This is a genomic window from Polyangium sorediatum (assembly GCF_029946465.1).
Taxonomy (GTDB): domain Bacteria; phylum Myxococcota_A; class Polyangia; order Polyangiales; family Polyangiaceae; genus Polyangium; species Polyangium fumosum.
Window position 1 is genome coordinate 1 of sequence record NZ_JARZHI010000130.1, and the last position, 15,515, is coordinate 15,515.

Below are 15,515 nucleotides of genomic sequence, written 5' to 3' on the forward strand. Positions count from 1 at the left end.
CAGCGAGGCGCTGGACCCAGGGTCGATGAACTGCGCATCGCGCAGTTCATCGAACGGGCCGAGTCAAGACCACGAGCGACCCCGCCAGCCAAGACGGCAGCGCTGACGGTTCAGCTGGCAACGCGGTCCCAACGGCCTGTGGGAAGAACTGCGCGATGCGCAGTTCTTCCCTAAATGGTCCAGGGCTGGCCCTGGTTCGGGTCGAGGGGCGAACAGCCCCCGCGGGGCCCGGGGCAGCGCCCCGGCGCGGCGGCTTGCGATGAGACCCATGCTCAGGCGGTGACGTCGGTGGTTCGTTTCGCCGCGATCCTCGGAGAAACGGAGGTCGCATCGAGGTTCGACCCTGCCAAGCCGTGGGTATTTTGAACGGAGCGCAGCGAAGGAAGTATTCTCTCGGCCGCTGATGCTCTCCGAAGACATCCAGATCGCGCTCTCGACCCTGACGCGCCTGCATGCGACGAACCCCGAGCTCGAAGAGGCCGTGCGCGCGCACTTCCGCGCGGGCGGCGAGAACGAGGCCGATCGGCGTGTGCTTCCGCAGGACGCGCGCGCTGCCGCGCAGCTCCTCCGGCGTGAGCTCCCGGAGCTCGCGCGCTCGGCCGAGCAGCTCGCCGCGCTCGCCGCGCTCTACGGCGAGCCGGCCGGCGAGGTGCTGCTCACGTTCTTTGCGGCGAGCGCGTTCCGGCGCGACGTGCGGATGGCCCCGATCCTCGTCGCGCTCGCCGAGACGCTCGGCCGTGATCGGATCGTCGAGGCTGCGCGGGCGCGGGTCGTCGAAGGGCCGCTGCTCGATGCGCTCTCGTGCGCGCCGCTCCTCGGCGATGGAGAAGCGCTCGCGTCGGCGGCGAACGCCGAGGCGCGTGCGCGGCTGGAGATCCTGATCTGGGAGGCCGGCGCGAGCGCGCTCGAAGTGCCCGAGCTCGGGCCCTGGCTCTGGGGATCTCCGGAGACGTTCGAGCTCATGGTCCGCGGCCCCGCGCACGGCGCGCTCCGCGGCCGCGTGCTCGCCGCGCGTTGCCTCGAAATCAGCGTGCGCGGCATGCCGCGGATGGCCGATCCGGAGCTCATCGGCCGCACGTTGCAGGTGCTCCAGCCCTTGCTCCTGCACCCCGAGCCCCTCGTATGGGTGCACGCGGCGCGCGCGCTCGGGCGCCTCACGGGCGTGATGGAAGAGCTCCAGGGCACGCTGCTCGACTGGGTGTTCGGCGCGTCGGTGGTGCTGCGCCAGCGCGCGACGACCGCGTTTGCCTCGCTCCCGGCCGAGCGGCTCGCGTTCCTCGCGAGCCAGCTCGTGGCGATCCTCGACTCGCGCGAGGAGGAGGCCTGGGTCCTCGCCGCGGTCGCCGCCGCGACGCCGTACCTCTTCTTCGAGCGCAAGACGCTTTGGGATCGCCTCGCCCGGCGGGTGCTCGAAGGCGACGGCGGCGCGATCGCCGCGCGCGCGCTCGCGCGGGGGCTCGCGACGCTCTTCCGCCGCGGCGTCGACGAGCCCGAGATCGAGGCCACGCTCCGCGCGCTCCGCGAGAAGGCGCGTTATGTGCGCGCTGCCTCGATCGACGAGTCGCGCCGGTGGATCGAGGTCATCGCGGTCACGGACGTGATCGACCGCGCCGAGCGTGATCCACTCGACCTCGAGCTCGGCCTGGAGAACCTGATGCGCCTCGCCGCGCAGTACGACGACGAAGAGGCGGACGCTCGCGCCGCGCGGTTCGCCTCCTCGCTCGCGGCGACGTTCCACGAGGCGCGCCGCATCGCGCTCGGGTGGGGGAGGCTCCGGCAGCGGGCCGCTGCGCTGAACGCGCTGGAATCGTCGGCGCGGGCATTCGCGCTTCGCCTTTGGCGCCCGTTGCTCGCGACGCGGCCCACGGGCGTGCCCGTGGACGAGCCCGAGCTCGAAGAGACGTGGAAGACCCTGGCTCGTTCGCCCGCCGAGATCCTCGACCTCGTCGCGGAGCGGCGGCGCGGCGAGAAGACGGACGTGCACGAGGATCTCGCGCTCGAGGTCGTAGCGGTTCGCCTCGGCGGGTATGCGCTCGACGCTTGTGGCGAGGACGACGAGCTCGGGTCGGGGCTTGGGGCGGCGGGCGCCGCCAGGCGATCTGGAGCCGCAAACGATGGCCAACGAGGGCCGACGGCGCACGACACCTGCCTCTGGCTGCGCAAGCTCGAAGGGCTCGCCAGCGGCTCGCGCGAGTTCCCGCCTGCGCTGAAAAACGCGCTCTCGGCGTTGCTCTGGCGGCTCGTCGACACGACGCGCGGCACGGCGCTCGGCGAGGTCGACGACGTCCGCTGGCTCGGCCCGTTCGCCGCGTGGTGGGCGCTCGTCATCGACCGGCCCGCGATGCTCCGCCAGCTCGCGACCTCGCTGCCGATGATGGCGCCGAGCGCGCTCGCGCGGTGCTGCGAGCAAGCCGAGGCGCTGCGCACGGCCGTCTCGTCGGCCGAGACCGACGCAGGCTGGTCATTCCAGGCCGAGGAGGCATTCGTCGCCCTGCACGCCGAGGACACCGAGCTCTCGCGGGCGCTCTCGAAGCTCGCGATGGCGCTCGAAGACTTTTCCGACGCCGCGGGGCCGAAGAGTGACCTCGAGATCCGGTGCATCAAGCTCGTCCTCGCCGGGGATCGCTTGCAGGCCTCGCTCGCGGATCCCGTCAAAGCGCTCCACGCCGCGAGCGAGGACGACGAGGACTCGCTCCCGCCGCGCACGACGCAAAACGCGCCCCGCGTGGCCGCGCTCGTCGCCCGCGCCATCCGCGCGCGTGAGCTCGGCATGCTCGACGTGTGGTTCGCCTCGCTCGGCCCCGTCGCGTCCGCGCTTCTGGAGGGCGCGGTGCGCGGGGCGATTCGCAGGACGCCGCCGCCGCCGCCGACCTCGAAGAAAAAGGAGCCGAAGCTCATCGAGGGCTACGAGCTCGTGAAGCCGCTCGGCGAGGGCGGGATCGGCTCGGTTTGGCTCGTGCGCAAGCCCGGGGCCGATCGCCTTTTCGTGCTCAAGATCCCCAAGGCCGACGCGCTCGCCAGCGCCAACGAGACCGAGCGCGCGGGGATCCTCGCGTCGTTCGTCGAGGAGGCCAATGCGCTCGCCGGCCTTTACCATCCGAACGTCGCGAACATCATCGATCGCGGCGTCTCCGAGGGCGCGCCGTTCCTCGTCCTCGAATACCTGATCGGCGCGGATCTCAAGCAATACGCCGCGGCCCGCCTGATGACGCTCTTCGAGCTCCGGCAGGTCGTGCTCGACGCGTGCGCCGGGCTCGCCGCGCTGCACGGCGCGGGCCTCGTGCACCGCGACATCAAGCCGGCAAACTTATGGCTGCGCCTGCCGCTCGCCGGCGGAGAGCGGTTCGACCCGGAGAAACATCGTGATCCCGGGCGCGTGCCTCCGCTCTCGACCGTGGTCATCGATTTCGGCATGGTGCGGGCGATCCGCGTCCCGCCCGAGGTCGGCGGCCGCTTCGTGGCCGGCACGCCCGGCTACATCGCGCCCGAGCAGGTGCTCGATCCGGTGGAGCTCGACCCTCGCTCGGACGTGTATGCGCTCGCCGGCACCGTGTACAACGTGACCACGGGCCGCTCGTTTTTCGACGAGCTCACGGGGCGCGACCGCATCCTCGCGCACATGCGGCTCGATCCTTTCGACGACGCCGAGCGCCTCCGCGGCTTCCCCGCGGCCGTCGCCAAGCTCCTGCGGGCCGCCACCACGCGGGAGCCGACCGAGCGCCCGTCGCCGCTGGAGTTCGGCCGCGAGTTCGCGGCGGCGCTCTGATCGAGATTCAATCTGCCAGGACGGAGATCGCGGCAAAAAGGACTTGCCCGTTCGTCTGTGAATCGACGCGGACCTGATGCACGTTTCCGGCCCGGAATGCCTCCAGCATTTCGTCAGCGCCGAGCTGGAACGAGCCCATCGCGTCGTCGTCGACCATGTCGTCGTCCAGGAGCTCGACGGCGAGGCGCGCGTTCCCGTCGAAGGCCACGTCCTGGAACGTGGGCGGCCCCTGGAATTGTGGCGTGAAGCTATCTTCCTGGCCCCTGAGCACGACAGGCGCGCCTTCGGAGACGCCGAGGATCTTCGCGCGCCCTTTCACGTCGGGTTTGTCGAGGGCCGCGTTCGCGGGCGCGGCGAGTGCTTTGGCGATCTCGACGTAGGGCACGCGGCCGCGCAGGAGATTGCCGAGGAGGTCGATCTGACTCGGATCGATGTGCTCCGTGCCGTCCCACGTCTCGCCGCCGAATCTGCAGGGCGCGACGGTCACGCCGTGGAGCATCACGCGCCCCGAGGCGGGCATCGATCCCGCGTACGATTCAGCGCCGGAGGCAGCGGGGGAGGGCCCACACCCGACGAGGAAGAGCGCAACAAGGAGCGGCCAGCGCATGAACGAGGACGGTAGGCGGCCCGGCGACGAGCGTCAACCGGCCGGCCGCTTTCGAGCGGGCCCGGTGCTCTCCCCTTGCAATCGGTGGAGCGCCACGGTGTCATCGAGCGCGCGACCATGTCCGATCTTCCTTCGCCCCCGACGGCCCAGACCCTTCCGAGCGACGACCACTACGACGAGCTGCTCGCGTCGATCCGCGCGTGCTTCGAAAAACGCAGCAAAGACAAGCCGAGCCTGTTCACCACGCGCACGCCTTCGCTGTACCAGGTCTTCCTCGACATGGTCCCGGTCGAGCTGCGGCAGTACAACACCTGCTCCGCTTGCCGGCACTTCGTGAATCGGTACGGCGGCCTCGTGGTCGTCGATTCCGACGGCAAGGCGCGGCCCGCGTCGTGGGATCCGGAGACCGCGCCCGAGCCCTACACGAGCGCGATCCGGGCGCTCGCGAAGGCCGTGGCCGAGGCGCCGATCGACGGCGTCTTTCTCACGGACGCGAAGGTATGGGGCACGCCGCGGACGGGCGCGTGGGAGCACATCGCGGTCACGCCTTCCACGGACCTGCTCCACAAGCCCACCGTGATCAAGACGAACCCGCAGCTCATGGCGGAGAAACGCCACGATCACGAGACGCTGCTCCGCGGGCTCGAAGCGTTCTCGCTCGACGTGGTTAAGCAGGCGCACACGCTCCTCTCCACCGAATCGCTTTATCGATCGGAGGCCGTCCTCGGCGTGGCGAAATGGCTGCTCGAGCTGCACGAGGCCCGCCGCGCGGCGAAGAACCCGCGGGCGCGGGACAACCTCACCTGGCTCGCGGTCGCCCGCGCGCCGGCCGGCTTTTGCCACGTGCGCAGCAGCATGATCGGCACCTTGCTCGAAGACCTCGCGGCGGGCATGTCGTTCGCGGAGGTCAAGGGCCGGTTCGCCGCGAAGATGCATCCGCTCCAGTACCAGCGCCCGCAGGCGGCGCCGACGGCCGGCAACCTCGCGCGCGCCGAAAAAATCGTCGAATCGTTGAAGAGCGCCGGCGCGATGGAGCGGCGTTTTGCTCGGCTTGGCGACATCGAGACCATGTGGATCCCGAAGGACCCCCAACCGAAGGGGCAAAAACCCGGCGTCTTCGACCACCTCAAGCCCGCGGCGAAACTCGCCGTGGACATGGATGTCCCGCCCGTCACGATGACGTGGGAGAAATTCGCGCGGACCGTCCTCCCCGAGGCGGAGGGCATCGAGTATTTCGTGCCGGAGGCGAACCAGTCGTATACCGCGATGGTCACGGCCAAACGCGCGGACGCGCCGCCGCTCCTGCAATGGGATTTCGAGGAACGGCGAAACCGGGTCAGCTCGTACGTGTACGTGAACGGCTCGCCGCCTGCGCGTTGGAACCTGAAGCCCAACGTGTACCACCCCGTGACGGCGATCGCCTTGCTGCCGTGGATGTGGAACCCGCAGAAGGTCCTCTCGCACCACGGCGCGGGCGTGGTCTTCCTCTTGAAGGATGCGCGGGATCGGGACTACAAGCAGGGGGCCGGGTTTTTCCCGAGTTATCTGCGCAGCGAATACCACGAGATTCGCGCCACGATGGAGGCGTACGCGAAGGACGCGGTCGTCGAGGGCAACGAGACGGCCGAGGCGTGCGGGCTCAGCCTCGTGAAGGGATCGACGTGGAATGCGAGCTTCCGCGTGACCTCGAAGGGCGGCATGCGCGTCGTCTACAAGCTCGACCGCTGGGATTGACGTCAGAAGTGCCGCGCCCACGCCGGCGAAGGCTGCCGGGTGGGCATGTCCCTGAACGCGTGCGCCCACGTCTCCACGAGCTCGCCTCCGCGGAGCGCGCACACGACGATCCGCCCGTCGAGCGTCGCGCCATAGACGTGCTCCCCATCGAGCCAGTCGAGCCACACATGGCCCGGAAGTGGGGTCTCCCGCCTGTCTTTCCCGACGAACGTATAATGATTGCGAACGCCCTCGATCCGCCCTTCACCCTGGTCGAAGGGCCCCAGCGTGAGCCGCAGGGCCTCGCGCCCGCCGCCCGGCCTTTGCTTGCACATCACGGCGCGGCGCCGCTCGTCCCAGAGGTCGCGTGGATGCCGCGGCGGTGAATCCTCCGCTTCGACGAATCCGATCCGCCGCTCGGCCGCGAGCTGGAGGGCGTCGTTCATCTGGAGGTTCCACGGGCAGCGATCGGCCACGTCGGCGCCGTGGTGCAGGGCGCTGCGCGCGGGGATCTCCGGGCGGCCCGACGCGCGGGACGCGAAAGACATCCCCCGCGTCCAGGTCCCCGCCTCGCGCCAGGCGAGCAAGCAGGTGAGCCACGGCGCGCGCGAGAGGCCGCTGAACTGAAACGGCCAATCGGCGTCGCCGGGCGCCTTCATGGCGAAATAGAGCAGATACCGGCCGTCGGGGGAGAGATCACTCCGGCGTGGATAAAGCGTTCCGAAAAAGGTGGCCCCGGGCGCGACGTGCTGGGCGTCGAGGTTCCAGAGGTGGAGCGACCAGCGCTTCTGGTGACGCTTGACGAAGACGAGCGCGCGTGGCGCTTCCGAGGCGCGGAGGATGTAGATACGCGGGGGCGTGGGGGGCTCGATGGCCATGCACGAACCCTCAGGGAACGGGGCTCCACGAGGTGCCGCCGCCGTAGGCGATGAACGCGGGGACGGCCTTCGTGTCCCGCGTGTCGACCACGACCACGCTCCGGATCGTCGGCTCGCAGCCCACGTACGGGCATAACGAGAGCGTAAACGCGAGGTGGTGATCGTCGGGCGCCCACGCGGGCTCGAAGGCGCTGTAAAATGGGCGCGGGAACGCGTCGGTGAGCGGGCGCTCGGCCCCTCCGTTCGCGTCGAGCAGGGAGATCTCGTTTCGATAGTCGGCGCCGAACCCGCCCTCGCGCACGGACCACGCGGCGGCGACCTTCGTTCCTTTGGGAGACACCTCCGGCCGCAGCGAACCGGCGACCCAGAACGAGCCGAACCCGCGAATGCCGCTGCCGTCGGGCGACGTCGTGTAGAGCGAGGAGCGCTGGCAGCAGAACGATCCCGTCGGGCTCGCCGAGAACAACAATCGATCGTCGAGCCACCGGGCGCCGCTGAACATGCGATTGCCGGCGCCCGAAAAATGCCGGAGCTTCCGCGTGGCGACGTCCACGGACGCGAGGTGCTCCGCTTCGAACCCACCCGCGACGACGTAGAGCGTGTCGCCTTTCGGGGAAAACGCCGGAGAATCGAGATACTCCGGCTCGCCCACGCGATGATCCTCGCCGCTCGCCACGTCGACGAGGTGCAGCTCCTCCGGCGGCCCGTCGGGCAGCCCCTTCGTCGCCGCGATGTACGCGACGCGGCTGCCATCCTTCGTGATCACGAACGACGGCAAAAAACCATACGCGCCGGTGAAGGTACGGGTGATCGGCCGTTGCTCCGTGCCATCCGCATTCATCAGGAACACGCGCCAGACCATCCCGTCGCGGTTGCTGAGGAACGCAATCCGACGACCGTCCCCGAGGAATACGGGCGCCACGTTGCGCTGCGCCTTTTGCGTGAGCTGCGACTCCGCGCCTTTGGCGAAATCGTACGTGAAAATATCCCCCGAGCGTGTGAACGTGATGCGCCCGGACGAGAGGCCGAGGTCCTTCGCGAGCCGCAGCCGCGGTGGCTTCTTGTGGGCCTCGGGCGCGCCCGACCCCTGATACCCCTTCACCCAGTCGTCGAACGTGCCGATCGTCTTGCGCGGCGCCTCGGGAGGCGCTTCGGCGGCGGACGACTCGGGCGGCGGTGAATACGGGGCCGCCGTGCCCTCCGCGGTCGCGGCCGCGGACGGCGCGCGAGATGCGGCGCTCGGCGAAGGCGCGTCCGCGCTGGCCGTCGAGGCCGCCGCGGCCGCGGAGCCCGACGGGGCGGCCTGGTCTTCACGGTTCGCCCCTGCGGGCGTGCATGCGGCGAGGGGCAACCCGATGAGCCCGAGGATCCCGGCCAACGTAAGACGAAACATCACGGCGCGGCGGACGATACCAGAGCGCGCGGGTGGAGGTAAGGGACGAGCGCGCGCTCGTCCCTGCCGCTCACTTCGTCCGTCGATAGAACTGTCGCATGATCTCGGTCCACTGCCCGTCCTGGCCCAGCATCTCCGATCGCAGGACGCGCTCGTGTTCGCTCTTGATCTCGAGGATGTCCTTGAACGACGTCATCTTGCCCGGCGCGGAGAAGTCCGGGCCCTCGGTGTGGAGGGTCAGCACCTTCTGCTCCGCGTCCAGCGAGCCGTCGTGATAGACCCACAGGTATTCCATCATCGAGCCCACGAACGTCCCCACGAACGCCTTCTTCTCCGGGTCGTAGCCGAACGTCCACATCATCTGGTTCGGGGATCCGCCGGGTATCTCGCCGCGCGCCTCGCAGAGCACCCAGATGTCGCCCATCGAGCGCACGACCTCGGTCCCGGTGAACTTCTGGAACTTGCCAGGCTCCATCTCCGCGTCGTGCTCGTACGTCCACTCGCCCACGAGTTGTTGCAGCCACAAGTGTTGCTTCTGCGGTTCGACCTTCATGGATACCTCCCTTGGAAGCGTCTGTTCCGGGTCAAACCATGAGACCCGCGCGAGGTCAACCCGGAAAATGCATGGGGCCCCCGTCGCTCACTGCATCAAGAACGGCGCGTGCCGCTCGAAGAACGCAAACACGGCGGACTTCGTCACGACGAACCGCTCCCCGAAGCGGGCCTCCAGCAAGCCGCGAACCTCCTGGGCCTCGCGCCGGTTCATGAGGCTGAACCTTCGGGGCGCGCCCTCGTCCGCCGTGACATAAAACTCGTGGGCCATGGCCTTGAGGTGCAGGCGTATCTCGCGAACACGCTCGCAAGGGAGCCGCTCGACACGTTTTGCTTTGCCCACGAGCTCGTCGCACCACGCCTCGGTCGCCCCGCCTTTCGGCCGCCCGGGGCCATACGTCTGCTCGCCGAGCTCGCCGACGACGTCGAGATTCGCGCGGATCCCCGCCTCGGCGCCGGCCTTCACGGCGGGCATCATGCCGAGGTCACATTGGACGATCTCCGCGGGAAAAAAGAAGAAGACCCAGTTCGACAGCCCGCCGCGGGAGGCGAGGCCCGTGAGGACGAAAGCGCCTTCGTGGTTGGGGGGTGCGTGCATGGGGGAACGAAACAAGAAGGGGCGGGGCCTGTCAATCGGTATACGAAACGCAATTCCTTCGCTCGACGGGCCGCCCCACCCGTAGGATGCTTGGGCCCTGATGCAACGACAAAAGACCCGGCTCTACGGCATCCCGTTCTCCCCCTGGTCCGAGAAGGCCCGCTGGGCGCTCGACCATCACCGTATCTCGTACGAGGAAATCGAGCACCAGCCCATCGTGGGCGATCTTCGGCTCCGCGTCCTCCTCCGCAAACCGACAGGGCGCGTCACCGTCCCGATCCTCGACGATCGCGGCGTCTTTTTCACCGACTCGTTCGACATCGCCCGCCACGCGGACGCCGTCGGCTCTGGGCCCAAGCTCTTTCCCGCCGGCCGCGAGGCCGAGATCGAGGCCTGGAATCGGCGCAGCGAGGAGACGCTCGCGGCGCTCCGGGCGATGATGATGCTGAAGGCCCTCGACAATCCCGACTTCGTCAAGGCCGTCCTCCCGCCTGGGACCCCGAAGGCGCTCGTGTCGCTGCTCAAGCCGGTGGGCCGCGGCGCCCTGCAGAGTTTCGTCTCGAAGTATCAAATGCGCGAGGGCGAGGCGACGCACCGCGCGGTGGCCGAGGCGGGGCTCGACGGGCTCGACAAGGCGCTCGCCGAGGGGCAACAATACCTGCTCGGCGATGCGTTTTCGTACGCGGACATCACGATGGCCCTCGTGCTCCAGGTCGTGAGCCCGGTCGACAAGCGGTTCATGCCCACGGGCCTCGGCGGCCGCGCGGCCTGGAGCAACCCGGACCTCGCGGAGAAGCACGCGCGGCTCGTCGCGTGGCGCGACGCGCTCTACGAAAAGCATCGCCGGTGGGTGTGACCGTGCCCCGTGGGTGAGCGGCGTCATCACCTGCGCCGCGCCCCGGTGATGTACGACGAGCTCCTCCCGCTGCTGCTCGCCCTCGACGGAATACGCCAGAACCCCGCGTATCACCCCGAGGGCTGTGCCCTCTACCATTCCCTTCAGGTCTTCGATCTCGCGCGCGCCACGAGCCCCGACCGTGCGCTCTGGGCCGCGGCGCTCTTGCACGACGTGGGGAAGGCGATATCCTCGCAGGACCACGACGCGCTGGGCGCCGATCTGCTCGACGGCCTCGTCTCGCCCCGCATCGTCTGGCTCGTGCGCCACCACCTCGACCTTTTGCACGACCCTGGACCCACCAAGCGCCGCCTGCGCGGGACCGCCGCGCTCGCCGATCTCCAGCGCCTGCGCCGCTGGGACGTCCTCGGCCGCTCCCCGCACGCCACCGTGATGTCCCCCGAAGACGCGCTTTCGACGCTGCTCGAAAACGCCGACCTCTCCCTCCTCGACCCCGGCGGCGAGCCCGCCCCCATCCATGACCCACGAAAGGAGATCTTCTGACGGCAGAAGGCACCGCGCCCGTCTCGTCGCGGACCTCGATCACATCGCCGCGTCTCGTCACCTCTACCACGACGACGACACCTCCGAAGCGCGCCTTCGCCTCCAAGACGCCGTGCGCGACGCCGTCGCGACGGTCCTGACCGACAAACAGCGCGAGGTCGTCGAGGCTTATTTTTTCGAAGGCCTGTCCCAGGGCGAGATCGCGCGTCGCCTCGGCGTCACGCAGCAGGTCGTGCAAAAACGCATCTATGGCGACGAGCGCGGCGGACGTTCTGTCGGCGGCGCGCTCCGCAAGCTCCGGGAGGCCCTCGCGCCGCTCGTCTCGCCCCCGGTCCCCTCATGAGCAGCGAACGAACCGGCGGGCTCCGCGCGCGGGTCGCCGTGGAGGCGGCGCGCCTCATGTACGAAGAGGGGGTCAAGCAATACTTCACCGCGAAGCGTATGGCGGCGAGGCGCCTGCTCGGCCGCGCGGGCGGGAAAAACCTGCGGTATCGACCCCAGGATTTGCCCTCGAACGGAGAGATTCGCGACGCCTTGCTCGCCATGGCCGAGCTCGCCGAGGGCGAACGGCGCACGCGCCGGCTCTTCGCCATGCGCGTCGTGGCCCTCCGCGTGATGCGCGCCCTCGGCCCCTTCGAGCCGCGTCTCATCGGATCCGTCAGCACGGGGCACATCCGCCGCGGCAGCGATATTGACGTCCAGGTCTTCACCGACGACGAGGACGCGTTCGAGCGCCACCTCGTGGGCCTCGGGTGGACGTTCGAGCGCGAGCGCGTGAGCATCTTCAAGTTCGGCCAGATCCGCGAATACGTGCACTACCACGTCGTGGACCTGTTCCCGGTCGAGCTCACGGTTTACGAGCGACGCGAATTGCGCTTTCGGCCCCGCAGCAGCACGGACGGCCAGCCGATCCAGCGGGTGAAGGCGACGGCGCTCGAAGCGCTCCTCGCCGCAACACGCCCCGAGGCGTGGGCGCAATACGAGGCCGACGGCTCTGTCGCGGATCTCGACGACATCCTCGCCGAGGAAGGGGACGAGGAAACGCCGCTGCCGGGTCCTTATGATGGCCTCCTCGCCGAGGACCCCGTCGAGGAGGCGTGTCCCCACGAAGGGGAGGACGAGCCGGACGAGGCGTACGATCCACTCCCTGGTTTCGAAGCGTACTCCGATTGACACCACGTTGCGGCCCGGTTAGGGCTCGGTCGAGGGGAGTGCATGCAGATGCTACCACCTGGACCTGGGAACCTCGGCCTGATCGACACCCTCCGCTCCTCGTTCGCGTCTCCCGCCCCTGTCCTTCGCCGCCTCGCTGCCGAGCACGGGGATCCGTTCCGCGTCCTCACCTTCAATGGCCCGATCACGTTCGTCGGCCATCCCGAGGCCCTCCGCGCCATTTATACGGCCGACCCCGAGACGTTCGAGCCGTTCGGGGTCGAGGTGACCGAGCCGATCTTCGGGCGGACGTCGGTCGTGGTCTCGACCGGGACGCGCCATCGGCGGGATCGCAAGCTGCTCGCGGCCCCCTTTGCGCCGGCCGCCGTGAAATCGTACGCGACCGTCGTGGCCGACGTCGCGCGCGAGGCCGCCTCGCAATGGACGCCGTGCCAGCCTTTTTCGATGCTGGAGGCCACGCAATCCATCGCGCTCGACATCGTCATCCGCGTGGTGTTCGGCGTCCGGGGCGAGGCGCGGATCCGCGACGTCCGCGCGGCCGTGCTCGATCTCATTCACGCGGTCCACCCGCTGATCTTGATCATGCCGGCGATCCGGCGCTCCTTCGGCGGACTCGGCCCCTGGGCGCGCATGCTCCGGGCCAGGGCGGCGCTCGACGCGCTCTTGGCCCAGGAGATCCGCGCCCTGCGCGCGTCGGGTGAGGAGCGCGCCGACGTGCTCGGGCTCATCCTGAAGACGCGCTACGAAGGCGGCGAGGGGCTCGGCGATCAAGAGATCCTCGATCAGCTCCGCGCCTTGCTCTTCGCGGGTCACGAGACCACGGCGGTCTCCCTGGCCTGGGCCTTTTATTGGCTCCACCACGAGCCCGACACACTCGCGCGGCTGCGCGCCGAAATCGACGCCCTCGGGCCCGAGGCCCCTCTCGAAAAGCTCCTCGGTTTGCCTTATCTGGACGCCGTCTGCCTGGAGACGCTGCGCATCGCTCCGCCCGTGGTCAGCGTCGGGCGTGTGCCCCGAAAAACGTTCGCGCTCCTCGGGTACACCTTTCCGCCGGGCGAGCCGCTCGTGCCCTCTCCGCTCCTCCTGCACACGCGCGAGGAGCTTTATCCCGAGCCCGAGCGATTCCGCCCCACGCGTTTCCTGGAGCGGGACTTTTCCCCGTTCGAGTTCATCGCGTTTGGCGGGGGAGGCCGCCGCTGTTTGGGCGTGACGCTCGCGATGGTGGAAATGAAAATCACGCTCGCCATTCTCTTGCGGGAGTATCAGCTCCGGCTCGCGAGCGTGGCGCCGGTCGAGCACGTGCAGCGCGGGCTCACGATGGGGCCGCGGGGCCGCGTGCCGATGATGCTGGAAGGGCGTCGTCGCGGCGCCACGAGCGCCGCGCGGGGGAATCCAACGCGGAGCGAGCCGCGCGTCGGGCCTGCCGGCTGAACGGCGCGGTTCAGAGGAAGGCCACGAGGACAATCCAACATGGCCACGTCGATCCCGCGCGCCTCCTGGGCTTGCATCGCCCGCGATTTCGCTCTAAGGTAGATCCGTCATGCGAAGCTCCCAGCGTACGTACCCTCGGATGGCCCTCGCGCTCTGCTGCGACGGCCGCTGTTGTCGTCGCTGAGGCAGCGTTCCTGATCGTATAGGCCTGCGAGAGGCACGCGCGCGCCGTCGTGCTGGGCGGACGTCCGCCCGCGGATTCGGCGCACCTCTGTGCCTTCGCGGCCGCGGGAGCGCCGCACGAGATGACCACGTCGAGCCCGCGCGCCGAAAGGGCGCCCTCTGCGGGTTTCTCCGTGGTCCACGCGCGCGGGCGCTTCCGTTTTGGTTTCGTCCGTCGATGACCCAGGAGGATGTCCCATGGCGCTCCAGATCTTCGATACGCTCACACGACAGAAACAGACGGCGTTTCCGGAGGGGCAAAAGCGCGTCGGCATGTACCTGTGCGGCCCCACCGTGTACGGCGACGCGCACCTCGGCAATGCAAAGACCGCCGTCGCGTTCGACGTCGTCCGCCGGTGGCTCGAATACCGCGGGCACGCCGTGCGGTTCGTGTCGAACGTGACCGACGTCGGACACATCACGGAGGATGCGCTCGACGAGGGTCGCGATCGTATCGCCGAGCGGGCGGCGCTCGAGCGGGTGGAGCCGATGGAGATCGCCGATCGGTACTTCTGGAAGTACTTCGATGAGATGGGCCGCCTCCACGTGCGCAGGCCCGACGTCACGCCACGCGCGAGTGGTCACATCCCGCAGCAGATCGAGCTCGTGGAGGATCTGCTCGCGCGCGGCCTCGCCTACGTGGCAGACGGGTCGGTGTACTTCCGGGTCGCGGCGTTCCCCGGGTATGGAAAACTCTCGCGCCGGGTGATCGACGAGCTGTCCATCGGGACACGCGAGCTCGCGCGGTGCACCAAGTCGGACCCGCGTGATTTCGCCCTGTGGAAGAAGGCCGACCCGTCCCACGTGCAGCGCTGGAAATCACCCTGGGGCGAGGGCTTTCCAGGCTGGCACCTCGAATGCTCGGCGATGGCCTTGCAATACCTCGGCGAGGGCTTCGACATCCACGCAGGCGGGCTCGATCTGCAGTTCCCGCACCACGAAGCGGAGATCGCCCAGGCCGAAGGCGCGGGCCGCCGTTTCGCGCGGCTCTGGATGCACGGGAACATGCTGACCGTGAACGGAGAAAAGATGTCCCGCTCGAAGGGCAATTTCATCACACTCGCGGACTTCTTCGCCGAGCACGATCCGTTCCTCCTGCGGTTTCTCTTCGTGCAGAGCCATTACCGGGCGACAGCGGAGGTCTCGGCGGAGACGCTTCAGGCGGCAACCTCAGGCCTTCGCCGGCTGCGTGATCTCCGGCGCGAGCTCGCCCGGCGCGCGAGCAGCGGCCCCCCCGGCCATGCCGAGGCACTCGAAGCCCGCCTCGCCGCGGCGCGCACCGCCTTCGAGGCGGCCATGGACGACGATTTCGACACGCCCGCCGCCCTCGCGACCCTCTTCGTGCTAGCCCGGGATCTCCAGGCGGCACTCGCAGGCCCCGTCCCCCAAGGCACGATCCTCCACGCGCTCGAACTCCTATCGTCACTCGGCGAAGGCGTGCTCGGGCTCTTGCCGGAGGAGCAAGACGCGCCGGACGCAGAGCGGTTCGATCGGGTGATGTCGCTCCTCCTCGCAGAGCGGGCGCGCCACCGCGCGAACCGCGACTATACACGCGCCGACGCGCTGCGCGCGGGGCTCGCCGCCGCAGGCATCGAAATCGAGGACGGGCCCGACGGAGCCCGGTGGACCTCGTCAGCATGACACCTTGGGCCGTCGCGCCGGGGCGCTGCCCCGGTCCCCGCGGGGGGCTGTCCGCCCCCTTGTATCTGAAGGCTGCGCTAGGGTTCGGGGGTCTGGAGGCAGAGGGCGCGGTAGACCGTGGCCCCTTGGGTCTTCGAGCCCG

13 protein-coding genes are annotated in these 15,515 nt (G+C 69.2%); 8 read left to right on the forward strand and 5 right to left on the reverse strand.

The genetic code is table 11. The features are described 5' to 3' along the window. The first annotated feature begins 403 nt into the window (after positions 1 to 403). Positions 404 to 3,766, forward strand: coding sequence for a protein kinase domain-containing protein (locus QHF89_RS48665; protein WP_136969828.1), 3,363 nt, complete (start codon positions 404 to 406; stop codon positions 3,764 to 3,766). A gap of 7 nt (positions 3,767 to 3,773) precedes the next feature. Here the strand turns inward: QHF89_RS48665 and QHF89_RS48670 are convergent, their stop codons facing one another. Then, positions 3,774 to 4,373, reverse strand: coding sequence for a hypothetical protein (locus QHF89_RS48670; protein WP_136969829.1), 600 nt, complete (start codon positions 4,371 to 4,373; stop codon positions 3,774 to 3,776). A 117-nt stretch (positions 4,374 to 4,490) separates the two neighbouring features. Between QHF89_RS48670 and QHF89_RS48675 the strand changes: the two genes are divergently transcribed. Continuing rightward, positions 4,491 to 6,107: a hypothetical protein gene (locus QHF89_RS48675; protein WP_284721960.1), complete on the forward strand. Its 1,617-nt coding sequence runs from the start codon at positions 4,491 to 4,493 to the stop codon at positions 6,105 to 6,107. A 2-nt stretch (positions 6,108 to 6,109) separates the two neighbouring features. Here QHF89_RS48675 and QHF89_RS48680 read toward each other — a convergent pair whose 3' ends face one another. From QHF89_RS48680 to QHF89_RS48695, 4 genes are all read right to left on the reverse strand, one after another. Further along, a complete protein-coding gene (locus QHF89_RS48680) occupies positions 6,110 to 6,964 on the reverse strand; it encodes a hypothetical protein (RefSeq protein WP_136969830.1) in 855 nt (284 codons plus the stop codon). A 10-nt stretch (positions 6,965 to 6,974) separates the two neighbouring features. After that, on the reverse strand, positions 6,975 to 8,360 hold the full coding sequence (locus QHF89_RS48685) for a PD40 domain-containing protein (protein WP_136969831.1): 1,386 nt from the start codon (positions 8,358 to 8,360) through the stop codon (positions 6,975 to 6,977). Between the two features lie 67 nt (positions 8,361 to 8,427). Further along, positions 8,428 to 8,910: a DUF1579 domain-containing protein gene (locus QHF89_RS48690; protein WP_136969832.1), complete on the reverse strand. Its 483-nt coding sequence runs from the start codon at positions 8,908 to 8,910 to the stop codon at positions 8,428 to 8,430. Between the two features lie 87 nt (positions 8,911 to 8,997). After that, complete coding sequence (locus QHF89_RS48695; protein ID WP_136969833.1) at positions 8,998 to 9,507, reverse strand: hypothetical protein; 510 nt, start codon at positions 9,505 to 9,507, stop codon at positions 8,998 to 9,000. A 100-nt stretch (positions 9,508 to 9,607) separates the two neighbouring features. On the opposite strand from QHF89_RS48695, the gene QHF89_RS48700 reads away from it, so the two are divergent. The 6 genes from QHF89_RS48700 (at position 9,608) to cysS (ending at position 15,373) form a co-directional block, all read left to right on the forward strand. Further along, positions 9,608 to 10,363, forward strand: a complete 756-nt coding sequence (locus QHF89_RS48700) for a glutathione S-transferase family protein (protein ID WP_136969834.1) — start codon at positions 9,608 to 9,610, stop codon at positions 10,361 to 10,363. A 9-nt stretch (positions 10,364 to 10,372) separates the two neighbouring features. Beyond that, the gene (locus QHF89_RS48705) at positions 10,373 to 10,906 is read left to right on the forward strand and encodes an HD domain-containing protein (RefSeq protein WP_284721961.1); all 534 of its coding nucleotides are present in this window, start codon (positions 10,373 to 10,375) and stop codon (positions 10,904 to 10,906) included. After that, positions 10,881 to 11,249, forward strand: coding sequence for an RNA polymerase sigma factor (locus QHF89_RS48710; protein WP_136969835.1), 369 nt, complete (start codon positions 10,881 to 10,883; stop codon positions 11,247 to 11,249). The genes QHF89_RS48705 and QHF89_RS48710 overlap by 26 nt, the downstream gene beginning before the upstream one ends. Further along, a complete protein-coding gene (locus QHF89_RS48715) occupies positions 11,246 to 12,079 on the forward strand; it encodes a nucleotidyltransferase domain-containing protein (RefSeq protein WP_136969836.1) in 834 nt (277 codons plus the stop codon). The genes QHF89_RS48710 and QHF89_RS48715 overlap by 4 nt, the downstream gene beginning before the upstream one ends. Before the next feature lie 42 nt (positions 12,080 to 12,121). Then, positions 12,122 to 13,510: a cytochrome P450 gene (locus QHF89_RS48720; protein ID WP_136969837.1), complete on the forward strand. Its 1,389-nt coding sequence runs from the start codon at positions 12,122 to 12,124 to the stop codon at positions 13,508 to 13,510. A 420-nt stretch (positions 13,511 to 13,930) separates the two neighbouring features. After that, a complete protein-coding gene (gene cysS / locus QHF89_RS48725; protein WP_136969838.1) occupies positions 13,931 to 15,373 on the forward strand; it encodes a cysteine--tRNA ligase in 1,443 nt (480 codons plus the stop codon). Positions 15,374 to 15,515 lie beyond the last annotated feature (142 nt).